At 71.4% G+C, this 23,207-nt stretch carries 20 protein-coding genes; 9 read left to right on the top strand and 11 right to left on the bottom strand.

Features of this window, described 5'->3' with window-relative positions:
* The first annotated feature begins 22 nt into the window (after positions 1-22).
* The 3 genes from FIF60_RS09910 (at position 23) to FIF60_RS09900 (ending at position 3,796) form a co-directional block, all read left to right on the top strand.
* Positions 23-922: an ROK family protein gene (locus FIF60_RS09910; RefSeq protein WP_144185950.1), complete on the top strand. Its 900-nt coding sequence runs from the start codon at positions 23-25 to the stop codon at positions 920-922.
* A 4-nt stretch (positions 923-926) separates the two neighbouring features.
* Positions 927-2,183 carry a DNA polymerase IV gene (locus FIF60_RS09905; RefSeq protein WP_144185914.1) on the top strand — a complete coding sequence of 419 codons (1,257 nt, stop codon included), beginning with the start codon at positions 927-929 and terminating at the stop codon, positions 2,181-2,183.
* 110 nt (positions 2,184-2,293) lie between these two features.
* Positions 2,294-3,796 carry a hypothetical protein gene (locus FIF60_RS09900; RefSeq protein ID WP_144185913.1) on the top strand — a complete coding sequence of 501 codons (1,503 nt, stop codon included), beginning with the start codon at positions 2,294-2,296 and terminating at the stop codon, positions 3,794-3,796.
* A gap of 87 nt (positions 3,797-3,883) precedes the next feature.
* Here the strand turns inward: FIF60_RS09900 and FIF60_RS09895 are convergent, their stop codons facing one another.
* On the bottom strand, positions 3,884-4,717 hold the full coding sequence (locus FIF60_RS09895) for a cell envelope integrity EipB family protein (protein WP_158639156.1): 834 nt from the start codon (positions 4,715-4,717) through the stop codon (positions 3,884-3,886).
* Positions 4,718-4,934: 217 nt separating this feature from the next.
* Between FIF60_RS09895 and FIF60_RS09890 the strand changes: the two genes are divergently transcribed.
* Positions 4,935-5,609 carry a GGDEF domain-containing protein gene (locus FIF60_RS09890; RefSeq protein WP_144185911.1) on the top strand — a complete coding sequence of 225 codons (675 nt, stop codon included), beginning with the start codon at positions 4,935-4,937 and terminating at the stop codon, positions 5,607-5,609.
* 24 nt (positions 5,610-5,633) lie between these two features.
* On the opposite strand, the gene aspS is transcribed toward FIF60_RS09890, so the two are convergent.
* Entirely contained in the window at positions 5,634-7,427 is a 1,794-nt protein-coding gene (gene aspS, locus FIF60_RS09885) for an aspartate--tRNA ligase (protein ID WP_144185910.1), read from the bottom strand.
* Between the two features lie 133 nt (positions 7,428-7,560).
* Here aspS and rnd point away from each other — a divergent pair, with 133 nt between their 5' ends.
* The gene (rnd, locus tag FIF60_RS09880) at positions 7,561-8,742 is read left to right on the top strand and encodes a ribonuclease D (protein WP_144185909.1); all 1,182 of its coding nucleotides are present in this window, start codon (positions 7,561-7,563) and stop codon (positions 8,740-8,742) included.
* On the opposite strand, the gene FIF60_RS09875 is transcribed toward rnd, so the two are convergent.
* Positions 8,723-10,120, bottom strand: a complete 1,398-nt coding sequence (locus tag FIF60_RS09875) for a hypothetical protein (RefSeq protein ID WP_144185908.1) — start codon at positions 10,118-10,120, stop codon at positions 8,723-8,725. The two genes, rnd and FIF60_RS09875, sit on opposite strands and share 20 nt — an antisense overlap.
* 209 nt (positions 10,121-10,329) lie before the next feature.
* Between FIF60_RS09875 and FIF60_RS09870 the strand changes: the two genes are divergently transcribed.
* The gene (locus FIF60_RS09870) at positions 10,330-10,809 is read left to right on the top strand and encodes a GNAT family N-acetyltransferase (RefSeq protein ID WP_158639155.1); all 480 of its coding nucleotides are present in this window, start codon (positions 10,330-10,332) and stop codon (positions 10,807-10,809) included.
* A 31-nt stretch (positions 10,810-10,840) separates the two neighbouring features.
* On the opposite strand, the gene FIF60_RS09865 is transcribed toward FIF60_RS09870, so the two are convergent.
* Together FIF60_RS09865 and FIF60_RS09860 are read right to left on the bottom strand one after the other, a co-directional pair.
* Positions 10,841-12,787: a hybrid sensor histidine kinase/response regulator gene (locus FIF60_RS09865; RefSeq protein WP_158639154.1), complete on the bottom strand. Its 1,947-nt coding sequence runs from the start codon at positions 12,785-12,787 to the stop codon at positions 10,841-10,843.
* Between the two features lie 5 nt (positions 12,788-12,792).
* Entirely contained in the window at positions 12,793-13,509 is a 717-nt protein-coding gene (locus FIF60_RS09860) for a response regulator (protein ID WP_144185905.1), read from the bottom strand.
* Positions 13,510-13,735: 226 nt separating this feature from the next.
* On the opposite strand from FIF60_RS09860, the gene FIF60_RS09855 reads away from it, so the two are divergent.
* The 3 genes from FIF60_RS09855 to FIF60_RS09845 are packed head-to-tail and all read left to right on the top strand — an operon-like array spanning position 13,736 to position 17,091.
* Positions 13,736-13,942: a DUF1127 domain-containing protein gene (locus tag FIF60_RS09855; protein WP_158639153.1), complete on the top strand. Its 207-nt coding sequence runs from the start codon at positions 13,736-13,738 to the stop codon at positions 13,940-13,942.
* A 44-nt stretch (positions 13,943-13,986) separates the two neighbouring features.
* The gene (locus FIF60_RS09850; protein WP_144185903.1) at positions 13,987-15,324 is read left to right on the top strand and encodes a tetratricopeptide repeat protein; all 1,338 of its coding nucleotides are present in this window, start codon (positions 13,987-13,989) and stop codon (positions 15,322-15,324) included.
* A gap of 27 nt (positions 15,325-15,351) precedes the next feature.
* Positions 15,352-17,091, top strand: coding sequence for a tetratricopeptide repeat protein (locus tag FIF60_RS09845; RefSeq protein ID WP_144185902.1), 1,740 nt, complete (start codon positions 15,352-15,354; stop codon positions 17,089-17,091).
* Here FIF60_RS09845 and FIF60_RS09840 read toward each other — a convergent pair whose 3' ends face one another.
* From FIF60_RS09840 to FIF60_RS09815, 6 genes are all read right to left on the bottom strand, one after another.
* A complete protein-coding gene (locus FIF60_RS09840; protein WP_144185901.1) occupies positions 17,092-18,357 on the bottom strand; it encodes a hypothetical protein in 1,266 nt (421 codons plus the stop codon). It lies immediately after the preceding gene.
* Positions 18,354-19,325: an ABC transporter ATP-binding protein gene (locus FIF60_RS09835; RefSeq protein ID WP_204251157.1), complete on the bottom strand. Its 972-nt coding sequence runs from the start codon at positions 19,323-19,325 to the stop codon at positions 18,354-18,356. Before FIF60_RS09835 ends, FIF60_RS09840 begins: the two co-directional genes overlap by 4 nt.
* Positions 19,322-20,515: a CaiB/BaiF CoA transferase family protein gene (locus FIF60_RS09830; protein ID WP_144185900.1), complete on the bottom strand. Its 1,194-nt coding sequence runs from the start codon at positions 20,513-20,515 to the stop codon at positions 19,322-19,324. The genes FIF60_RS09835 and FIF60_RS09830 overlap by 4 nt, the downstream gene beginning before the upstream one ends.
* A complete protein-coding gene (locus tag FIF60_RS09825) occupies positions 20,512-21,447 on the bottom strand; it encodes a hydroxymethylglutaryl-CoA lyase (protein WP_144185899.1) in 936 nt (311 codons plus the stop codon). The genes FIF60_RS09830 and FIF60_RS09825 overlap by 4 nt, the downstream gene beginning before the upstream one ends.
* Positions 21,448-21,539: 92 nt before the next feature.
* Positions 21,540-22,508, bottom strand: a complete 969-nt coding sequence (locus FIF60_RS09820; RefSeq protein WP_144185898.1) for a Bug family tripartite tricarboxylate transporter substrate binding protein — start codon at positions 22,506-22,508, stop codon at positions 21,540-21,542.
* 33 nt (positions 22,509-22,541) lie between these two features.
* The gene (locus FIF60_RS09815) at positions 22,542-23,180 is read right to left on the bottom strand and encodes a TIGR04282 family arsenosugar biosynthesis glycosyltransferase (protein WP_158639152.1); all 639 of its coding nucleotides are present in this window, start codon (positions 23,178-23,180) and stop codon (positions 22,542-22,544) included.
* Positions 23,181-23,207: the final 27 nt, after the last annotated feature.

Here is a 23,207-nt window from a genome sequence, read left to right as displayed (position 1 = left end):
GGCATCGGCCACCATCGGCGCCATGCGCTTCGGCATAGACCTCGGCGGAACCAAGATGGAGATCCTCGCACTCGACGATGCGGGCATCGAGCGGTTCCGCGTCCGCGCGCCAACGCCCGACAGCTACGGCGGCGTCGTGCGCGGCATCGTCGACCTCATCCGCACGGCCGAGGCGGAGACGGAGCCTGGCGCGACGGTCGGGATCGGCATGCCAGGCTGCATCTCTCCGGCGACGGGGCTGGTGAAGGGCTCCAACACCACCTTCCTGAACGGCCGCCCGCTCGACCGCGACATCGAGGCCGCGCTCGGCCGGCCCGTGCGCATGGCCAATGACGCGAACTGCTTCGCGCTGTCTGAGGCGACCGACGGGGCTGCCGCCGGCAAGCGCGTGGTGTTCGGCGTCATCCTCGGCACGGGCTGCGGCGGCGGCGTCGTGGTCGATGGCCGCATCCTCGAGGGCCCGCACGGCATCGCCGGCGAGTGGGGGCACACGCCGCTTCCCTGGCAGGTGGGGTACGAGAACCCTGGGCCCCGCTGCTGGTGCGGGCGCGTTGGCTGTCTCGAGCTCTGGCTCTCCGGCACGGGGCTCGCGCGGGACTGCGACGGACCTGGGGCGCGGGACGCGACGCAGATTCCCCTTCGCGCCAAGGCAGGCGACGAGGCTGCCCGCGCCGCGCTCGCCCGCCATGCCGACAGGCTCGCCCGCGGCCTCGCCGGGGTGATCAACCTGCTCGACCCGGATGCGATCGTTCTCGGCGGCGGCGTGTCGAACCTCGACCATCTCTATGTCGAGGTGCCGCGCCTCCTGAAGCCCTACGTGTTCTCCGATGTCGTGCACACGCCGGTTCTGAAGGCGAGGCACGGCGACAGCTCGGGCGTGCGCGGCGCTGCCTGGCTCTGGCCACGGCAGCCGGGCGGCTGAGGCGATGCCCGCCCTCTGCCGCGACTGCGACGCGGTGGTGGCGGAGGAGGCAACGGCCTGCCGCGCCTGCGGCGGGGTGCGGATCGTCCGCCACCCCGAGCTGTTCTCCCTCGCCATCGCGCATCTCGACTGCGATGCCTTCTACGCCTCGGTGGAGAAGCGTGACCGGCCGGAGCTCACCGAGCGTCCCGTGATCGTCGGCGGCGGGCGTCGCGGCGTCGTCACCGCGGCCTGCTACGTCGCGCGGCGCTACGGCGTGCGCTCGGCCATGCCGATGTTCAAGGCGCTCGCCCTTTGCCCCGAGGCGGTGGTGATCCGCCCCGAGATGGCGAAATACGCCGAGGCAGGCCGGGCGGTGCGCGCGCTGATGGAGCGGCTCACCCCGCTCGTGCAGCCGCTGTCGATCGACGAGGCGGTGCTCGACCTCTCCGGAACCGAGGCGCTGCACCACGCCCCGCCCGCCGTCACCCTGGCCCGGCTTGCGCGGGAGGTGGAACGGACGGTGCGGGTGACCGTCTCGATCGGGCTCGCACCGAACCGGATGCTCGCCAAGATGGCGGCCGAGCGCGACAAGCCGCGCGGCTTCGCCGTGATCGGCCGGGCCGACGCGGCCGCCGTGCTCGCGCCGATGCTCGTCTCGGCCCTACCGGGGGTCGGGCCGAAGGCGGCAGACCGCCTTGCCGTGAAGGGTTTCGCCACGCTCGGCCAGCTCGCCGCGCTCTCTCCGTCCGAGGCGTTGCGCAGGCTGGGCGAGGACGGGCCGGCGCTCGCGGCGATGGCGCGGGGGGAGGACGGCCGACCGGTCGACCCGTCGCGCGAGGCCAAATCCATTAGCGCCGAGACGACCTTCAACGAGGATCTGTCGGCCGTGGCAGAGCTCGAGCGTGCCTTGTGGCCGCTAGCCGAGAGGCTCTCGGCCCGGCTTAAGGCGAAGGAGCTTGCGGCCGCCGGCGTGACCCTGAAGCTCAAGACCGCGAGCTTCCAGATCCGCACGCGTCATGCGCGGCTGCCAAGTCCCACCCAGCTTGCCGACACGCTGTTCGCCGCAGCCCGCGCGATGCTCGCCCGCGAGGCGACGGGGGTGCGCTTCCGGCTCATCGGAATCGGCGCCGACCCTCTGGCCGAGGCGGCCGAAGCGGACCGAGGCGACCTCGCAGACCCCGCCGCACCCAAGCGCAAGGCGGTGGATCAGGCGATGGACCGCCTCCGCGAGAAGTTCGGCGCCGGCGTCATCGGCAAGGGGAGGGGAATGGGGTCTTAGGGGCGCGTGACGCCGCGCGCAGGGTGATGCTGTGCGCGTCCGTACAGATGCGGTTCTCCTCCGCTCGATACTGTTCAGGACGGTTCATCAACGTCCTGGAGTGCCGATCCGTGCGCCCTATTTCAGCTCTTCTCCTCGGCATGCTGTGCCTGGGGACGCTTGCCGACGCAGCCAAGGCCCAAAGCCCCGACCTGGGGTTACGCCTGATGGTGCAGCCGTGGGACCCGGCCACCGACATCGACGACGTCGATCGTCGCATCGACGATCCACGCCTTCTCTCCCGGCCCCTTCAGGAGGCCTGGGAGCGCGGCAGCGGCCAACTCGAGCAGACGCTAATCGGCGTCCTGCAGCAGCCCGACCTACTGTTGCAGGGCTTCTCGCTCCGCAATGTCAGGCTTGGCCTCACTGAGCCGCAGCTGAGCATCGAGCGCCTATCCGGCGGAGGGCTCGGCAGCGCGCCGCTTGCGATGCGCGTGCGCTACAGCATGGCCGGGGCAAGCATCGAGTTCGAGTCGAGCCAGCCCCTCCCGCTGGTTGATGACCTGCTCGATCCGCGCTGCAAGGCGAGCGCCGACATCGCAGTCTCCTTCGAACTCCGGGTCGGTGACGACCGGACGCGCCTGCTGAGGGCGGGGGAGCTGGCAGGCGAGCGCACAATCTCCGGCAGCAACTTCCGGGCGGAGGGGAAGAACTTCGTCTGCCGCGTCGTGGTCGCCGCGCTCGACCTTCTCGGCGTTGACCTGCAGGGGCTGCTGGAGTCGAGGCCTGAACTCCCTGCGGCTGGCGCGACGTTCGTCGACACCGCCGATGCCGTGCTTCAGGCAGCCAACGGTGCGATCTCGGCCCTCATCGAGCCCGGCTTGCAGCGTCTCGGCGCCTGGATGGACGCGGTGCCAGGTGGACAACGCATTGCTGTGGCGTTCGGAGTGCGTCCCAGGACGGATTCCTCGCCTCCGGCCACGATCGCAGGCACGCTGCGCCTGGGCCACGGCCTTGGCCTTGCAGGCGGAACGGGGGCAGTGATCGATTGCAGCGCACTGCCTGTAAAGGTCGCGCGCAAGCTGGGACCGAAGCCCATCCTGAACGGCAACGGCACGCTCGGCGATGCCCCGATGCAGCCGCTCGTTATCACCGTCCTCTGCGCTGGGCTCGCCCAGGAAGGCGGCCCGGGCGTGCCCTATCGCCTGCGTGGCCTCTCGTCGGAAATGCCCAACTACTTCGAGTTCGACGGGCTACGGACGGGTTGCACGCAGGGCGTGCCATGGCGAACCGGCATTGCGCTGGGGTTCGTCCCGCCGCGGGCAGCGCGCATCCTGTCCGGTGAACTGGCCCAGACATTCGACGTTGGCGGCTATGCCATGCGGGTGCCATGCCGGGTGAACGCGCTCGGTCCGCGCACGATCCCGTCCGAGTTCCCGCCCATCGATCAGCTGGTGACCGTCATGCGTGACCTGGTCACCGTGCTGGGCGCGCGCGAAACGGCCGGGCAACTGCAGGCACTCAATCCCCAGCCGCTGCCCCCTGCGCCACTGTCCGAAACGCTGGCGTTGCAGCGGGAGCTGCTGCACATCCAGGCTGAGTTGCTTCGGCTGCTGCAGGGACTTGCGCGCTAGGGTCGAGGCTCGAGGCGCGGAGGCAGGCGTCCGGCATGGCACGCCTGCCTCATCCTTGACGCGAGATCGCCAGCCGAACGGCGGCCGTCAGCACCCGCCCTGTACGATTTCCAAAGTGTCGAGCTTCCCCTCGACAACGAAGTCGCCGAAATCCATGGTCAGCTCGTCGGCGATGCCGTTCTCCCAGTAGCGTATGCCCACCTCGTAGTCGGGGCTGCCGGTCGTGTTCGCCGCCTCGAAGAAGGCGATGCGGAACCGCCAGGACTTGACGCCCTCGAGCGCGGGGAAGCGCTCGCCGCCCTCCGGGACCGCGCCGACGATGGCGGTGTTGCTCTCCATCGCCCCGTCCTCGGAGGTGCCGTCGAACAGCGGCGCGGCGAGCGCGCGCTCGCCTGCCCGGGCGGCGGCGAAGATCTTCAGCGAATGGATCATCGGAAACAGCGTGCCGGCCGGCAGGGCCACCTCCTGCTCGGCGGGCTCGCGGTAGCGCACCACGCCGCTGCCGTCCGCCTCAAGCCGCGCCTCGCCGGTGATCGACTGGGCGAGCTGCCCGTCTACGATCTGGCGGAGCCGGAACCTGAGGCTGCGTCCGTCCTTCGCCTCCCAGGTCACGTAGTCGGACTGGCGCTCGGTGGTCGTTCCGTCGCGCGAGGTCACCGACAGGGAGAAGCGTTGCTGCGAGGTCCAGGCCTCGCACCGGTCCACCACCTCGTAGAGCATCGCCCCGCCGGCGCTCTCGATCCCGGCATTGCCGCGCACCTGGCTCAGCATCAGCCGGTAGGCGGCGCGGTGCGAGGCGAGCTCCCCATTTGCTGCGCTCGCCTCGATGGGCGCGCCGAGGCCCGCCACGAGCGCCCCGGGGAGCAGCAGGGCGCGGGCGAGGAAGCCTGAGGCGGAGAGGCCGGGGCGTCGTCCGAGCATCGAGAACCCTTTCGTTGTTCCCACAACCATATGGGGCACGCCTTGCCTGCTCCAGGGGGCCATGGGGAACGCCCTGCCGGGTCAACAGGCCGCGAGGGGGAAGATTCTGCCGCTTCCCCCCGGGAAATCCACGCATCCGCGCGCCATCCGGCTGGCACGGCGGTTGCGAAACACCGCGTGAGGCCGGCGCCCCGGCCACCCCACAGGAGCTTCACCGATGCCGCTCGACGCCTCCTCCCTCTCCCCCTCGCAGACCATGCCGGTTCATGTCGTGGCCCTGCTCGCGGAGGTGTCACGCAGCATCCCCGACGCCGCGCAGCGCGCCGCCGTGCTCGCCCGGGCCGAGGCGATCGCGCGGGCCGCGGGCCAGGTGATCCGCGGCCAGGCCGCACGCATCCGCATGCTCGAGCATCTGGCCGACACCGACCCGCTGACGGGGCTGCTCAACCGCCGCGGCCTCGCTTCGCGGCTCGCCGAGCGGCTGGCCGAGGCGCGGCGGCACAGCGAGCCGGGCGTCGTGCTCTTCATCGACATGGACGGTCTCAAGCGGATCAACGACCGCTTCGGCCATGCCGCCGGCGATGCCGCCATCCGCATGGTGGGCGAGGGTCTTCGCAACACGGTGCGCGCGCATGACAGCGTCGGGCGAATCGGCGGCGACGAGTTCGCCGTGCTGGTCAGTCGCATCAGCCATGACAAGGGGCTTGCCTCGGCCGCCCGCATCAGCCGTGCGATCGGCCGGCTGACGCTGGTTCAGGATGGCGCGGCGGTGCCGCTGTCGATCTCCGTCGGCCTCGCGCCCTTCACCGGAGACGAGACGCCCGACGAACTGCTCGACCGCGCCGACAGCGCGATGTATCGCGACAAGCGCGGCGCCCTGGTTCCCGCCTAAGGAGACGCGCGTCGAGACGCGCTCTCAGGCCTTCTTCGTGTCCTTCGCCGGCGGCAGGTCGAGCCTGATCGAGAGTTCCTTCAGGCGCTCGGGCGGAACCGTCGCAGGCGCGCCCATCATCAGGTCCTCGGCCTGCTGGTTCATCGGGAACAGGATCACCTCGCGGATGTTCGGCTCGTCGGCCAGAAGCATCACGATGCGGTCGATCCCCGGCGCCGAGCCGCCATGCGGCGGGGCGCCGTAGCGGAAGGCGTTCAGCATGCCGCCGAACCGTGCCTCGACCTCGGAGGCGGGATAGCCCGCGATCTCGAAGGCACGGATCATGATGTCGGGCCGGTGGTTGCGGATCGCGCCCGACGAGAGCTCGATCCCGTTGCAGACGATGTCGTACTGGAACGCTTTGATCTCCAGCGGGTCCTTCGTGTTCAGCGCCTCGAGCCCGCCCTGCGGCATCGAGAACGGGTTGTGGCTGAACTCGATCGCGCCCGTGTCCTCGTTCCGCTCGTACATCGGGAAGTCGGTGATCCAGCAGAAGCGGAACGCGTTCTTCTCGTTGAGGTCGAGCTCGGTGCCGAGCCGCGTCCGCACCGCGCCCGCGAACTTCGCCGCTGCCGCTTCCTTGTCGCAGGCGAAGAACACGGCATCGCCGTCGCCGAGGTCGAAGGCCGCGCGGATCGCTTCACAGCGCTCTGCCTCGAGGTTCTTCGCGATCGGTCCCTTGGCCTCGCCATCCTCGAAGGTGATGTAGCCGAGGCCGCCCGCGCCCTGCTCGCGCGCCCACTCGTTCAGCTTGTCGAAGAAGCTCCGCGGCCGGCCGCCCGCGCCAGGGGCGGGGATGGCGCGCACCACAGCGCCGGCGTTGATCGCGCGCGCGAACAGCCCGAACCCGCCTCCGCGGAAGGCCTCCGTCACGTCCTTGATGCGCAGCGGGTTGCGCAGGTCGGGCTTGTCGGAGCCAAACTCGAGCATCGCCTGGTCGAAGGGGATGCGCGGGAAGGGCGGCGGCGTCACCGCGCGTCCTGAGGCGAACTCCTCGAACACGCCGGCGAGAACGGGCTCGATGGTGGCGAACACGTCCTCCTGGGTCACGAAGCTCATCTCGAAGTCGAGCTGGTAGAACTCGCCCGGCGAGCGGTCTGCCCGGGACGCCTCGTCGCGGAAGCAGGGGGCGATCTGGAAATAGCGGTCGAACCCCGCGACCATGGCGAGCTGCTTGAACTGCTGCGGCGCCTGCGGCAGCGCATAGAACTTGCCGGGGTGGAGCCGTGCCGGCACCAGGAAGTCCCGCGCCCCCTCGGGCGAGGAGGCGGTCAGGATCGGCGTCTGGAACTCGGTGAAGCCGGCCTCGATCATCCGGCGGCGGATCGAGGCGATGACGTTCGAGCGAAGCAGGATGTTGCGGTGGATGCGCTCGCGGCGGAGGTCGATGAACCGGTAGGTGAGGCGAAGCTCCTCGGGGAACTCGGCCTCGCCCGCCACCTGGATGGGCAGGACCTCGGCGGCCGACTGCACCTCGATGGCGCGGACGCGCACCTCGACATGCCCGGTCGGAAGCTTCTGGTTCACCGTGTCGGCCGAGCGGAGAACCACCTCGCCGGTGACGGTGATCACGCTCTCGGGGCGGATGCGCTCGGCTTCGGCGAGCGCGGGGTTCCCCTGGTCGAGCACGAGCTGGGTGATGCCGTAATGGTCGCGCAGGTCGATGAAGAGCAGTCCGCCATGGTCCCGCTTGCGATGCACCCAGCCGGAGAGACGGACGGTCTTGCCCGCATCGCTCTCGCGAAGCTGGCCGCAGGTATGGGTGCGATACGCATGCATGGGATGTTGGCCGCTCCGGGCGGTTGGGGTGGCGTCGGTGTGGCGCGGAAGGAACCGGCAGGGGCACGGGCTGTCAAGTTCGGCCTCTCTCTCCCGGTTGGTGCCGCGCCGCGCCCCGTGTAGAAGGGCGGCCATGAACCGCCCCGCCAAGGCAGGCTTTCCCCCGCCGCAGCTGATCGAGACGACCGACGCCCTCGCCGCCCTCTGCGCGCGGCTCGCCGGCAACGAGTTCGTCACCGTCGACACCGAGTTCATGCGCGAGCGCACCTACTGGCCCGAGCTATGCGTCATCCAGATCGCCGGGCCGGAGGACGTCGCGGTGATCGACGCCGAGGCCCCGGGGCTCGACCTCGCGCCCCTCTACGCGCTGTTCGACGACCCATCCGTGACGAAGGTGTTCCACGCCGCGCGCCAGGACATCGAGATCTTCGTCCTCCGCACCGGACGGGTGCCGACGCCGCTCTTCGACACCCAGATCGCCGCGATGGTGGCCGGCTTCGGCGACCAGGTGGGCTACGATGCGCTGGTCGGCGCGCTGACGGGGGCAGGGATCGACAAGGCCTTCCGGTTCAGCGACTGGTCCGCCCGCCCGCTCACGCCGGAGCAGATCGCCTATGCCGCGGCGGACGTGACGCATCTCCGGCGCGTCTACGAGAAGCTGAAGGCGCGGCTCGAGCGGGAAGGCCGGCTCGCCTGGGTGGCCGAGGAGATGGCCGTGCTTGCCGACCCCGCGACCTACCGCACCGAGCCGGAGGATGCCTGGCAGAGACTGAAGCCGCGCACCTCGAACCGCCGCTTCCTTGCCGTTCTGCGCGCCGCCGCCGCCTGGCGGGAGCGCGAGGCGCAGAGGATGAACATCCCCCGCCAGCGCGTGGTGAAGGACGAGACGCTTCTCGAGGTCGCCGCCCAGGTTCCGAAGGACGCAGCGGGCCTTCTCCGCTCGCGCGGTTTCTCGCGCGGGCTGGCGGAAGGCAAGTCGGGCGCGGCCTTGCTCGCCGCGATGGCCGAGGCACAGGCCCTGCCCGAGAGCGCGCTCCCGGAGGTTCAACTTCGCGGCAACGGCATCAAGCCGAGCCCGGCGATGGTGGCGCTGCTCAAGGTGCTCCTGCAGGCCAAGTGCGACGAGCATGACGTGGCGCAGAAACTTCTCGCCTCCTCCGAGGACATCGACCGGCTTGCCACGGAGGCCGAGCCCGACATCCCCGCCATGCATGGCTGGCGCCGCCAGGTGTTCGGCGACGCGGCGCTCGACCTCAAGGCCGGCCGCGTCGCGCTCGCCGCGGAGGGGCGGCGGATCAGGCTCGTGCCGCTGTAGCCGCCACGCCGCTCGCCGGGCCCTCCGGCGCGACGGCCGTGACGAGGCGCGCCGCCTGCCCGATCAGCAGGTCGAAGAAGCGGAACACGACCTCGACGGAGTAGCCGGCGAGGAAGGCCAGTGCCGCGATCGAGAGCGTCACCTCGTTCCCCGAGGAGCCGACCGCCGTGCCGTCGGAGCGGAAGAACAGGCCGATGCAGCCGCCGATCAGGAAGGCCATGAAGATTCGGAGCACAGCGTGCCGCCAGTCGCGCGGGTGCAGTTCGCTGCCGAGGATCTTCTGGTTCAGCCGCCTGACGGCATAGACCGCGCCGCCGAGCATGCCGAACAGCACCGGGAGGTAGTAGACCGCGAGCGCCCCGATCAGCGCCCAGCCCACCTGCTCGGAGGTGTACTGCGTATGCTTCGATGGGTCGCGCACCGACAACCCGGGGAGCCAGCTGATCCACGAGCCGAAGGAGAAGCCGGGCTCCTCCAGCCGTAGTTCGGGTGGTGCTGTCTCCTCGCTCGTCGATGCATGCGCGGCGCCGAAGCGCGGGCGTTCGCGCGGCTCTTGCCGCCGCGTCATCCCCGTCGTCGCGTCGATCCAGGTCGCGAGCTCCGACTTGGCGACGTCGTTGCGCAGCTTCGCCTCGCGCCGGCGGTCGCACAGAAGCCAGTGCTCTGGCCCCTCGAAGCCATGCACGATGCTGTCGGGCCTTGAGGCCATGCCCGCCATCAGCGCCATCCTGTCGCAAAGCCTCGGCATGGTGGCCGACCAGATGCCCGGCTTCTGCTCCATCGACGAGAGAGCCCGCACATCGGCGACCGCGATCTCACGGTCGATCGCCGCGAGCGCCGCATCGGTCCGCGCGACCTGCTCGAGCACGGTCTTGCCGACCGTCGCGTGAACGGAGAGATGGACCGCGAGTACCACCAACACGACACCGACGGCGGCCATCGCGCCGAGCACGAGCTTGCTGATTCGTGCCTGAGTGCGCATCTCCGCAAAATCCTTGCGGTGGCGCAGAACGCCGGCCTCCGGCAGCGCGCCCGTGTAGAAGCCGGTGAAGGCGATCGTGTAGGCATCGGCCGGCGCGGCGACGGCGTTGAGCGTGTCGCGCGCGCCGAACAGGAAGGCGGTCGCCCCCGGGTCGCGCGCGACGGCGTCGGCACCCGCGCGCTCGATCTCCGCGAGGCGGGTGAGGAAGGCGTGCTTGGTCGCTGCCTCTGCCGGCGGCGGCACGGGAAAACCCGGGGCGAAGGCGCGGTCGAGCGTGATCTCGTTCCGGCTCGAGACGAAGGTCCGCAACAGCGCGACGTCGATCAGAGCGCGTTCGACCTGGACATGCTGCATCGCCTGGAGCGGCGCTACGCTGTCATCCGTTGCATCGGCCATCGAACCCTCCTGGGTGATGGACGTGCCGCCTCGCCCGTTCGGCCAGTGCTGGCGACGGTGCCATCATTCCGACACAGGTGATGTGCGCCAGATCACGCCGCTGTCACGATTGAAATCGGTTCGGCGGAAGTCCGACACGGGCGTGCAATCTTGTCTCGGCAGCATCCATTCCGTCACCGGGGCACAGGCCCCGCTGGATGGAGCGTGTCATGCAGTTTCGTATCCGCACCGCATCGCTTGCCGACGTGCCGGGCCTTGCCATGATCCAGCGCGACGCGATCGATGCGATCGACGACGGTTCTTACGCCCCCGAGGCGCGCCGTGCCTGGCGCAATCGGCCGGCGGAGGAGCTTCGCGCGCTCGTCGCGGCCGGGCGCTATCGTGTCGCAGAGCAGGGCGGCGCGCTGATCGGCGGCGCCGGCTGGCAGGAGGCCGAGGACGGCGGGACGGCGACGATCCGCGCCGTGTTCGTGCACCCTTCCGTGCACGGCCAGGGCGTCGGCGCTGCACTCGTCTCGGCGATCGAGGCCGAGATCGTGTCGCGCGGCATCGCCCGGCTGATCGTGCCTGCCGCGTTGAACGCAGTCGGCTTCTACGAGCGTCTCGGCTACGCGCCGCGCGAGCTCGCCGAGGCCGAGTTCGACGGCGTGAGGCTCGCGTATCGCCGCATGGTAAAGCAGGCGGCCTGATCGGCCCCGTGATTGCGCGGCCGCCGCTGCCTCAGGCCGCAGCGATGCCGCGCACCACGCGCCGCACCTCTGCGGGCGCGAAGGGCTTGGCCAGCACCGGCCGCTTCGTCGCCGCGAGCAGCGCATCGGCGCCTGCCCCGAGCCTGTCGCCGGTGACGAACACGACGCGCGCGGCGAGGTCCGGCCGCGCCTCGGCGAGCCAGGCATGCAGCGCCGCGCCGTCGAGCCCGGGCATCCGGAGATCCGACAGCACCACGTCGAAGTCGCGCGTGGAGAGGCGCTCGCGCGCGGCGAGCCCGTCCGAGACCGTCTCGACGACGAAACCGTCGCTGCGGAGAATCTCTGCGAGCACGGCGGCCACCTCGTCCTCGTCATCGACGACGAGGGCGGACAGGACGCGGCGGACGACGAGGCCGGGCAGCGCATCCGCCTCTGCTGCCTCGGCACTCCGCGCCGGCTCGAGCGTTCCGGGGGGAAGGGTCACGCGCACCGTCGCGCCGCCGCCCTCGGTTTCCTCGAGCGCGATCGTCCCGGCATGGGCGGAGATGATGGCGCGGCAGAGGGAGAGGCCGACCCCGGTGCCCCCGCCCTCCTGGCGGGTCGTGAAGAACGGGTCGAACACCTTGCCGCGCAGTGCAGGGGGAACGCCCGGGCCGTTGTCCGCGACGGTCAGTACGATGCCGCCATCCTCTCCCGGACGCGCGGCGATGGCGATGCGCCGCGGTCCCTGCTGGCCGGCGAGCGCCTGCTGCGCATTGGTGATGAGGTTGATCAGCACCTGCATCAGCTGGTCCTGGTCGGCGGCGATCTCGGGCACGTCATCGGGCAGGTCGCGCATCGCGACGATGCCGCTGCTGCGGAGCGCATAGCCGATGAGGTCGAGCGCCGCCTCGACGACGGAGGCGATGCGCACCGGCCGCCGCTCTGGCGCCTTGCGCCTCGCCATGCCGAGGAAGGTCTGCACGATGCGGCCGCAGCGTTCCGCAGCCGACTTGATCTTCGTCGCCCTGCCTGCGAGGCCGGGTTGGGACGCCGCCTGCTCCTCGAGCAGCGTCGCATGCGCGATGACGATCGAGAGCGGGTTGTTCAGCTCATGCGCCACGCCTGCAAGGAGCGAACCCAGAGCGGACAGGCGCTCCGCCTGGCGCACGGCATCGCGCTGGCTGCGCACCTCCCGCTCCGCCTCCTTCACCGCGGTGACGTCGGTGTAGGTGGAGAGCAGCCCGCCATCGGGAAGGCGGCGTCGGCGGACCTCGAAGATGCGCCCGTCGGGCCGCGCCTCCTCCACCGTCTCATTGCCTGCGGTGCGGATCGCCGCGGCGCGGCGCGCGACGAGCGCATCGAGCGGCTCGGCCGGGTTCTCGTGCGCGTAGAAGGCACCATGCTCGAGGCGCCAGCGCACGAACCGCTCGAGCGGCGTGCCTGGCTGGCCGAACTCTGTCGGGTAGCCGTACATCCGCAGGAACCCGTCATTGGCGAGCACAATGTTGCCCGCGGCATCGACGATGTTCACGCCCTCGGCGATGTGGCCGAGGATGGCCTCGAGCTGCGCGGTGCGGCGGGCAAGGTCCTCCTCACGCTGCTTGAGCTCGGTGAGGTCGCGAACGATTGCGAAATAGCCCTGCACCGTTCCATCCGCCCCCGGAACGGGGCGGTACACGCGCTCGACGTAGCGGCGCCGCTCGCCCGCATAGGTGATCCAGCCGAGCCAGCGAACCGTCTCGCCCGCGAGCGCACGGTTGGCGAGCGGGGCGAGCTGGCGCGCTGCGTCCTCGCCGAGCACCTCGCCGATCGTGCGGCCTATGATCGCCTCCACGGTCGTTCCCATGAACGCGGCGTATTCCGGGTTGACGTAGCGGTGGCGGTAGTCGCGGTCGACGAAGGCGATGCGCGTGAAGGCGCGGTCGAGCACGCTCTTGAAGAGCGCGGGATCCATCGGCGGAAAGCCCGGGCCCTCCACCGCCGCCGCGCCCTCCACCGTTGTCATCCCTCGAACACGTAGCCAGCGCCGCGCACCGTGCGGATCAGCTCCGGCGCATCGGCGTTGCGCTCGATCTTCCGCCTGAGCCGGGTGATGCGCACGTCGATCGAGCGGTCGAACGGGTCCGACCCACCGGGGTGGGCGATGTCGAGAAGCTGCGCCCGCGTCAGCACCCGGCCGGGGCGCTCGGCGAAGGCCTGCACGAGGTCGAACTCCATCGCCGTGAGCGCGATCTCGGCACCCTTCTCGTCGAGCAGCTTGCGCGCGGCGAGATCGACCGTGTGCGGCCCGAAGGGAATGCGCTCGGCCGGCTTGGCGGGAAGCGCGATCGCGGCGCGCGAGGCGTGCACGCGCCGCAGCACGGCGCGGAGCCGGGCGAGCAGCTCGCGCAGGTCGAACGGCTTGGCGACGTAGTCGTCCGCGCCGATCTCGAGCCCGACCACCCGGTCAACCACGTCGGACGCTGCCGTGACCATGATGATGCCGACGCCCTGCCCGTGCGCCGAGCGGAGTGAGCGGGCGAGAGACAGCCCGTCCTCCCCTGGCAGCGCGATGTCGAGCATCGCGACATCGGGCAGTGCCTCTGCGACCAGCCGCCGTGCCGTCTCGACATCGCCAGCGCTGCGGACGGCGAAGCCGTTCGCAGCCATGTACTCCGCCACGGCCTCGGCGATGTCTGCCTCGTCCTCGACGACGAGAAGGGAAGGAAGCTGGCTCATGCTGCCGGTGCCTGGATTGCGGAACGATCCTGATCCGGCCTGCGTGTAGCCCCCGGGGCCATCCGTTTCAAGCCGCAGACCGCGCGATGTGACGCGGCGCACCCGGCCGAAACACCAGAAACATGTTTCGGCGACCCCGGAAACACGCATGCAACCGCCAGCGGCAATACAGGTCGTCGACGCGGAGGGCCGCCCTTGGCCGCCCGCCCCAGAAGGAGAAACGACGATGACAGAGACCGCTACGCTTTCGCTATCGAAACCTGGCCGGATGGCCGCCCTCCTCGCCTCGCTCGCCACGACGCTCGGCGCCTGGCGTGCGGAGCGGGCGACGCTCGCGGCCGTCGAGGGGCTCGATGCGCACCTCCTGCGCGACATCGGGTTCGAGGTCTCGCCCGGCCCCGAGGCCGTGCGCCGGCGCCTGATGATCCTCTGACCCGGCCCGAAGCAGCGCCGACACCCCCTGCCGGAGACAGGACCATGCACGCCACCGACAAGCGCGGCTGCCCCATCAGCCGCACCAGCGACAGCGCCCTCGAGGGGTTCGAGCAGGCGCTCTCGCTCTTCAACGGCTACTTCGCCGACCCGCTCGCGCGGATCGACGCGGTGCTCGCCAAGAGCCCCGACATGCCGATGGCGCTCGCACTCAAGGGCGGGCTGTTCCTGTGCTCGACCGAGGCCGGGGCGAACGGACCGCTCGGCGAGGTGATCGCTGCCGGCGAGGCCCTTTCCGGCCGGATGAACGGGCGCGAGCGCGGCCACTTCGCCGCGCTCGCGGCCTGGCATCGCGGCGATTTCGCCGGCGCGGGCGACCACTACGCTCGCGTGCTCGCAGACCATCCGCGCGACCTGCTCGCGCTTCAGGTCGCGCACCAGGCCGACTTCTTCCAGGGGCGCAGCGTCCTTCTTCGCGACCGCCCCGCCTCGGTCTTGCGCGCCTGGGACGGCTCGGTTCCCGGCTTCGGCTACGTGCTCGGCATGCATGCCTTCGGCCTCGAGGAGATGGGCGAATTCGGCCGGGCAGAGGAGCAGGGCCGCCGCGCGCTGTCGCATTGCCGCGCCGATGCCTGGGCCGTGCATGCCGTCGCGCATGTGATGGAGATGCAGGGCCGCCGCGACGAAGGGGCCGAGTTCCTCGAGGAGCGCGAGCAGGACTGGGCGCCGGACAACATGCTCGCCTACCACAACTGGTGGCATCTCGCCCTGCACCATCTCGACGTCGGCGCGTTCGACCGGGTGCTCGCGATCTACGACGCGGGCATCCGCCCCTCGGCAAGCACCGTCGCGCTCGAGCTCGTCGATGCATCCGCCATGCTCTGGCGGCTCTGGCTCCGCGGCGCCGATGTGAGCGCGCGCTTCGAGGCCGTGGCGGATGCGTGGGAAACCTTCGCCGACGATGCCTGGTACGCGTTCAACGACGTGCACGCGATGATGGCCTTTGTCGCGACCGACCGGGCCGCTTCGCAGGCCCGCGTGCTCGCCTCGCTGCACCGCGCGATGCAGGGCGGGGGAACGAACGCGATGATGGCGCGCGAGGTCGGGCTGCCTGTAGCCCGCGCCCTGCTCGCCTTCGCCAGCGGACGCTATGCCGAGGCCGCAGCCGCGCTCGCCGCGGTCCACCCCGTGGCGCATCTCTTCGGCGGCAGCCACGCGCAGCGCGACATCATCCACCTCACCGCGCTCGATGCGGCGATTCGCGCCGGCGATGGCGGCCTCGCCCGCGCTCTCGCCGGCCAGCGCCTCGCGCAAAAGCCGCACAGCCCCTTCAACCGCGCGGCCTTTGCCCGCGCCGCCGCCATCCCGGCGATCGCCGCCTGAGCGGACGCCGGAAGGAGATCAAGAGCGATGCAGTACGATTCCCCCTACGCGCGGCGTCGCGCCGCCGTCCTGATCGGCGCGATGGCCGGAGCCCTCATCGGCACCTGGGCCGCGTCGGCGCATGACCGGAACGGCCGATCGACCGAGCTCGGCATCGTCCGGGTCATGCCCGAGGCGCCACGCGGCCACGCGGTGCTGCGGCTCGCCGGAATGGGGCCGCTGAGCTGGACGGTTACGGCCAATGCCGAAGCCCAGGCCTGGTTCGACCAGGGGCTCAATCTCGCGTGGGGCTTCAACCATGCCGAGGCCGTGCGCGCCTTCCGTTCCGGCCAGGCGGCCGACCCTGGCTGCGCGATGTGCTTCTGGGGCGAGGCCTGGGCGCTCGGGCCGAACATCAACGCCCCGATGGCGCCGGGGGCGCTTCCCCAGGCGCGGGAAGCGATCGCGCGGGCGCGTGCCGCCGCGGGCGGTGCGAGCGCTGCCGAGCGCGCATTGATCGATGCGATGGCCGAGCGCTACGGCCCCGATGCGCTGGTCGATCCCGCCGCGGCGGCCACCGCCTATGCCGAGGCCATGCGTACGGTGGCCGCCCGCTTCCCGGCCGATCGCGAGATCACGCTCCTGGCCGCCGATGCGCTGATGAACCTCAGCCCGTGGGACTACTGGGCAGAGGGCGGGCGCGTGGCCAAGGGCGCGACGGAGGAGATCATCGCTCATCTCGAGGCGGTGCTCGGGCTCGTGCCGCGGCCCGGTCTCGTTCCGGCACCCGACCATGTCGGCGCGATCCATCTCTACATCCACATGGTGGAGGCATCGGATCGCCCTGAGCGCGCCCTGCCGGTGGCCGAGCGGCTTGCCTCGCTCGCGCCGGCGGCCGGGCACCTCGTGCACATGGGAAGCCACATCCTTTACCGCGTCGGCCGATACAAGGAGTCGCTCGCGCTCAACCGCGAGGCGGTGGCGGCCGATCGTGCCTACATCGCCGCCGCGGCGCCGGAAGGCCTCTACCCCCAGGCCTACTACCCGCACAACATCCACATGCTGCTTGCCAGCGCGCAGATGGCGGGCGATGCCGCGACCGTGCTCGCCGCGGCGGACGAGCTGGCCGCGACGGTGACGGAGGATGCCGCGCGTGACATCGCCTGGGTGCAGCCGATCATGGCCGCGCCCTGGTTCGCCCTGGCGCAGTTCGGCACCAGCGATGCCATTCTGGGCACGCACCATTCCGATGGCGGTCTCCCCTACGTCCAGGCCGCGCGCCGCTATGCACGCGCGATCGGCTTGGCCCGGGCGGGCGACACGGCTGCGGCGTCCGGCGAGCGTGATGAGCTCGCCCGCCTGGCCGAAGCGCCCGAGATCGCCGCGCTCGAGCAGGGTGGGGTTCCGGCGCGCGCGCTCATCTCCCTGATGGGGGCCGTCGCCGAGGGGCGGATCGCCCAGGCCGAGGGGCGGGCAAGCGACGCCATCGCCGCCTTCCGCGAGGCCGCGTCGATCGAGGAGGGCCTGCCCTACACCGAGCCGCCCTTCTGGTACTACCCGGTGCGGCAGAGCCTCGGGGCGGCGCTGCTCAGTGCGGGCGACATCGCCGGTGCCGAGGCCGCGTTCCGCGACAGCCTGCGCGGCGCGCCGCGCAATGGCTGGGCGCTGTGGGGCCTCGCCGAAGCGGCACGCCGGCGCAACGATGCCGCCGCCGCCGAGGAGGCCGAGCGCCTGCTGAGCGAGGCCTGGGTGGGCGAGCGGTCGCTGCTGCGCCTCGAACGCCTCTGATCAGGCAGGCCGCGGTGCGGCGGGGGCAAGGCCCTGCCGCACCGCACGCGCGAGCAGTGCCCAAAGGATCGCGGCCTGCGCCGCGGGTGCCCCGAGGGCGAGCGCGGTCGCCACGTCCGCGCCCTCGACCGGTACCGGATAGAACAGCACCAGCAGCATCTCCGCCCCGGCGGAGGCGAGCAGCACCGGAAGCATGCCGTAGAGAACGGCGAACCAGACGACCGCCGCGATCGCCCCGCGCAGGCCCCCGCGCCGGAGCGAGAGGAGGCGGATCAACGCAATGTCGCGCGCGAGGAACAGCACGCCTGCGACGGGCAGGAGGGTGGTGAAGTCGGACCCGTAGGACGGCGCCTGGACAGGCCCGAACCCGAGCAGCACCGCGACCACGGACGTGGCGGCGAGCGCCTGAATGGAGGGAGGGATCTCTCCGAGGCGGCCCGCGAGGAGGCGCGCGATCTCGACGCGCGATTTCGGCTCCACGAGCGCCGTCGTCGCCGTCAGCAGGCCGAGGGCGAGGAAGGCCGCGCGGAGTGGCCCGTGCTCGCTGTCGCCCGAGCCGAAGCCGGCGGCATAGGCGGCGACGAACAGGATGAACGCCGGCCAGGCCGGGGCGCGCCGCGGCACGTTCAGCTCCCGCGCAATGAGGGCCGTGCAGCCCACGACGCTCCACGCCCACAGCAGCAACCCGGAGAGGAGGCCGAAGGCCGTTCCCTCGAGCGCGAGCCCGTACCAGCCGGTCGCGTCCGAGACGGCGGCGAGTGGATACTCGATGCCTGCGCCAGCGAGCATGCCGAGGAGATGCGGCAGGCTGGTCAGGACGAGCGCGCGGCCGCCGAGGCCGAGAATCACGAGCGAGGCGAACAATGCCGCGCCGTGCGAAAGCGCGGTGCGCAGGGCGAGCGTCGCCGCATCGGCCGGCGCGCCGCCGGTGGCGAGAAGCACGGCGATGCAGGGCGCGACGCCGTACCAGGCATACGCGGTGGCGCCGAAGAGCTTGCCGAGCGCCATCTGCGCCGGGCCAAGCGCGCTCGCCCGCTGCGCGTCCCAAGTGCGCGCTGCAACCTCGCCCATCACCGCGCCCGCGGCCTGGCGCGCGCCCCAGACGACGCCGATGGCGATGCCGGTCCACCACGCCGCGTCGGGCAGTTCACCCACGCCTTCGGACAGCCACACCACGCCGAACAGGAGGAACAGCACGGCCGGCATCGCGGCGAGGCGTTGCGGCGTGATCTCGAGCCAGATGTTGCGGAGAAGCTCGGGGTTCATGCCGCGGCTCCACCCTGGTCCGCACTCTGGTCCGCACCCTGGCCGCGCGCCTCGCGAAGCCGCGAGAGGTAGAGCTCCTGCATCGAGCTACGCCTCTCAGCGAATGTCGCGACGGGAACGCCCTCGCGAACGAGGCGCGCGAGCAGCGCCGCCTGCGCCGCCTCGTCACCCGCGAAGGCGAAGCTGAGTTCCTGGCCCGTTGTGGTGACGGCGCCAATGCCCTCCTCGGCGCTGAGGCGGGCCGCGAGTGAAGCCGGGTCGCCGCCCGCGAGCGTCAGCGCGATCTGCCGCTCGGCGCGGCCGACCGGCCCATGGCCGATCACCTGGCCGGCTTCCAGCATCAGCACGTCTGTCGAATAGTCCTCGAGCTCGGCGAGGATGTGGGAGGAGACGAGAAGCGTCACGCCCTTTGCCGCGAGCGCACGGATCAGCGAGGCAAGCTCTGCCCGCGCCTCGGGGTCGAGGCCCGCCGCTGGCTCGTCGAGGATCAGCACATCCGGCCCGTGCACGATGGCGGTGCCGATCGCCACGCGCTGGCGCTGCCCGCGCGAGAGTGCCGACGGCGTGCGCTCCAGCAACTCGGTGAGGCCGAGCGAGGAGGCGACCTCCGCCACGCGCAGGTCGCGCTCGGCCTCGGGCACCAGGCGCGCCCGCGCGGCATAGTCGAGGCAGCGGCGCACGCTGAGCCTGTCGTAGAGGCCGAAGAAATCCTGCAGGAAGCCCGTGCGCGCGCGCGCGGCCCGCGGCTCGGCCACCACGTCGATGCCGGCGACGGCGAGCGCCCCGCGCTCTGGCGGCTCGAGCCCGGCGATGCAGCGCATCAGCGTGGTCTTGCCGGCACCGTTCGGGCCGACGAGCGCGGTGACGGTTCCCGTACCGGCCGCGAAGCTGACCCCCGCGAGGGCGACGGTGCCGTCATAGCTGAAGTGGAGATCGGCGACGGAGATGGCCGGCGCGGGCTCGCTCACCGCCGGTCCTCGCGCACCACCACGATGCCGTCCGCCACCAGCGCCTCGATCTCGGCCGGCGCGAGCCCGGCTTCGGCGAGCACCTCGCGGCCATCGGCGCCGATCGTCGGCGAATCGCGCCGCAGCGGCATGCGCGCGCCGTCCATCGCGACGGGAAGCGCGGGAAGCCGCGTCGCCTTGCCGTCGGGCAGGGTGACCGGGAGCAGGCCGCCCGAGGCGTTCAGGTGCGGGTCGTCGAACAGCTCGTCCGGCCGTGCGATCGGGGCGAAGGGAAGGCCGCATGTTTCGCAGGCCTCGGCCAGCGCCGCGCGCGTCTGCCTCCCGAAGCGTTCGGCAAGCGCCGGGATCAGCCACTCCCGGCCGCGCACGCGGTCATTGTTCGTGCGAAACCGAGGGTCTGCCGCGAGGTCGTCGAAGCCGAAGGCGCGGCAGGCGGCCTCCCATTGCGTATCCGTGACGATGCCGATGAAGATCTGCTCGCCATCGGCGGTGTGGAAGATGTCGTACACGCCCCAGGCCGGCGTGCGCACCGACATCGGGTTTAGCTTCTTCCCCGTCATCGCGTGCATTGCCATGTGCTGGCCCATCAGGAACACCGTGTTCTCGAACAGCGAGGAGACGACGCGCTGGCCGCGCCCGGTGCGCTGGCGTTCGATCACCGCGGAGAGCACGCCGATGGCGCCGAACATGCCGCCCATCACGTCGTTCAGCGAGGCGCCGGCACGAAGGGGCTGGCCGGGCGGACCGGTCATGTACGCGAGCCCGCCCATCATCTGCACCACCTCGTCGAGCGCAGTGCGGTCCTGGTACGGCCCGTCCTGGAACCCCTTGTGCGAGACGTAGATCAGCCTCGGGTTGCGCCCCGACAGCGCCTCGTAGCCGAAGCCCATGCGGTCCATCGCGCCGGGGCGGAAATTCTCGACGAAGATGTCGGCGCGATCGACCAGCTTCAGGAGCGCCGCCTTGCCGCGCTCGGTCTTGAGGTCGATCGCGAGGCTCTTCTTGTTGCGATTGTACATCGCGAAGAACCCCATGCCCGAGCCGAGCAGGCGGCGCGTGTTGTCCCCTTCCGGTGCCGGTTCGACCTTCACGACATCGGCGCCGAGATCGCCGAGCACGAGGCCGCAGGTCGGCCCCATGACCATGTGGGTGAGCTCGACGACGCGAAGCCCGGCGAGCGGCGCGCTCATGCCGCCTGCCTGCCCGCGCGCCAGCGCGCCGCCGCGCCATGCAACACCTCGCCGGGCAGCGCCTCCGCAAGGATGGCGCGCGCGGCGATCAGCCGGTCGAGGTCAATGCCCGTTTCGACACCGAGATCATGGAACATCGAGACGAGATCCTCCGTCACCGCATTGCCCGAGGCGCCGGGCGCAAAGGGGCAGCCGCCGAGGCCGGCAAGCGAGCCGTCGAACGTGCCGATGCCCTCCTCCCAGGCGGCAAAGGCATTGGCGAGCGCCAGCCCGCGCGTGTCGTGCAGGTGCACGCCCGAGAGCCTGTGCCCGATCGCCGCACGCACGCGGCGCACGAGCCGCTTCACCTGCGCGGGATTGGCCATGCCGGTGGTGTCGGAGAGGCCGACCTCGTCGGCGCCGGCCTCGACCATCATCGCGGCGAGCCGCACGACATCGTCCTCCGGCACCTCGCCCTGGAGCGTGCAGCCGAACGCGGTCGACAGCCCGCCCTCGACCGAGGGGCGCTTGCCCTCAGGTGCGGCGTCGCGCAGCGCGCAGACCGACCGCAGCGCCTCGACCGACTGCTCGACCGTCATCCCGACATTGGCGAGCGCATGCGCGCGGCTCGCGCTCACCGGCACGGTGATCTTGTGCGCGCCGGCAGCGATCGCACGCTCCGCCCCCTTGGCGTTCGGCGCGAGCACAGCAACGGTGAGGCCGGGAATGGTCAGGGCATGCGCCACCACCTCGGCGGTGTCGGCGAGCTGCGGCACGCGGTCAGGCCTGACGAAGGAGCCGACCTCGATCTCCTGCAGCCCCGCTTCGGCGAGCGCGGTGATCCAGCGCTGCTTGGCCTCCGTCGGCATGATGCCGTGCGCGTTCTGCAGCCCATCGCGCGGGCCAACCTCGCTGATCAGCACGCGGCCTTTCGGTTCCACTGTCTCCGTCATCGCGCATTCTCCAATGCCGCGCGGGGCGGCCGACTCACGCATGCCACGGACGGAAGGCGGCGTGAAGCATCGGGGCCACCCGGGGTGCCTCGCTACTCGACCTTGCCGATGGCGCGGACCGCCGTGAGAAGCCGCGCGCTGTCAGCGGCGACGAAGCGGGCGAAGTCGGGCTGGTCGAGCCAGGCGGGTGGGCTCCCTGCCGTCTCGAAGGCGCGGACGGCGATGGGGCTCCGCATCGCCGCGGCGAGGCCCTCCCGCAGCTTCTCTTGCACCGGCTGCGGCGTTCCGGCGGGAGCGAACAGCCCTGCCCAGATGTAGAACTCGACGCCCGCGAAGCCGCGCTCGAGGAAGGTCGGCACCTCGGGGAAGGCGGGCACGCGCTCCGCCCCCCAGCAGGCGAGCACGCGCATGCGCCCCTCGCGCACGTGCTGCGTCAGGGTTCCAGGCGCCGAGGCGAGCGCGCGCACTTGGCCGCCGATCAACGCCGTCAGCGCGGGGCCAGCACCCTGGAACGGAACGTGCAGGAGACGGATCGACGCGGCGTGAGCGAACATCTCCATCGCCACATGCAACGTGCCGTAGGTGCCGGAGCTTCCATAGGGGATGGAGCCCGGCGCTGCCTTCGCAGCGGCGACGAACTCCTCGAGCGTCGTCCACGGGCTGTCGGCGCGGACGGCGAGCATCGTCGGGTCCGCCAGCACGCGGCCGATGGGGACGAGCTGGTACATCTCGTATTGCGGCGGGCGGCCGAACAGGCGATCGGCCTCCGGCAGGACCGCGAGGGAGGAGAGCGCCATCAGAACCGTGTAGCCATCCGCGGGCGCACGCGCGACGGCGGCGTTGCCGATCGCACCGCCCGCGCCGCCGCGGTTCTGGATGACGACGGCCTGGCCGAGCGCCTGCTCCATCCCGGCAGCGACCGGCCGTGCGGCAAGGTCTGCCTGGCCGCCGGGAGGGAAGGGAACGATCATCGTGATCTGCCGCGTCGGGAAGGCTTGCGCCCGTGCGGCCGTCGGCAGTGCGAGGAAGGGCAGGGCGAGGGAGAGGTCTCGGCGTCGCATGCGTGTCCCCTGGCGTTCTTTGTTGAACACAGACTAGCGAAACGGGCGAAGCCTCGCGAGCGCGGCGCGCGTTGCCGGCGCGGCCGCCTCATCCTCCGCGAGCTGGCGCGCGAGAAGCTCGAGATCGGCAGGCTCGTCGATGTCGTGCCAGGGCGGGGCGAGCGCGACGGCGATGCCTGCGCGCGCCGCGGCGCGCTGCGTGTCGGCGAGCACCTGCGGCGTGCTCCAGGCGATGCCTTCGAACAGGGCAGGGCGTGGCACGGACAATCCCACGGTCCAGTATCCGCCATCGCCTGTGGGGCCGAACACGGCGCGTCCGGGCTGCTCGGCGAGAAGCGCGATCGCGGCCTCGAGATGGGTGCGCGGCAGCGTCGGCGTGTCGGCGCCGATCAGGAGCACCGGCGCGTGGCCGCGCGCGAACAGCGCCGCGAAGGCGGAGACGATGCGCGCGCCAAGGTCACCCTCGCCCTGCGGCAGCGCGGGAAGCCCGATCAGGTCGGCGAGCGCGCCGCGCGCCTCGTCAGGGCTCGCGATGACGTAGGCGTCAGCCACGTCGCGCGCGAGCGCCGCGCTGTCCTCGAGAAAGGCGCGGGCAAGCGCGGCAGCGCCGTCGCCCCCGAGCGCTGGGATCAGGCGCGTCTTGACGAAGCCCGGACGCGGTGCCTTGGCCATCACCCCGATCGCCGGCCGCGCCATGGC

This window comes from Elioraea rosea, assembly GCF_007644105.1.
GTDB classification, from domain to species: Bacteria; Pseudomonadota; Alphaproteobacteria; order Acetobacterales; family Acetobacteraceae; genus Elioraea_A; species Elioraea_A rosea.
Note: the sequence above shows the minus strand (reverse complement) of the source record. Positions and strands in the feature narration are given on the sequence as shown.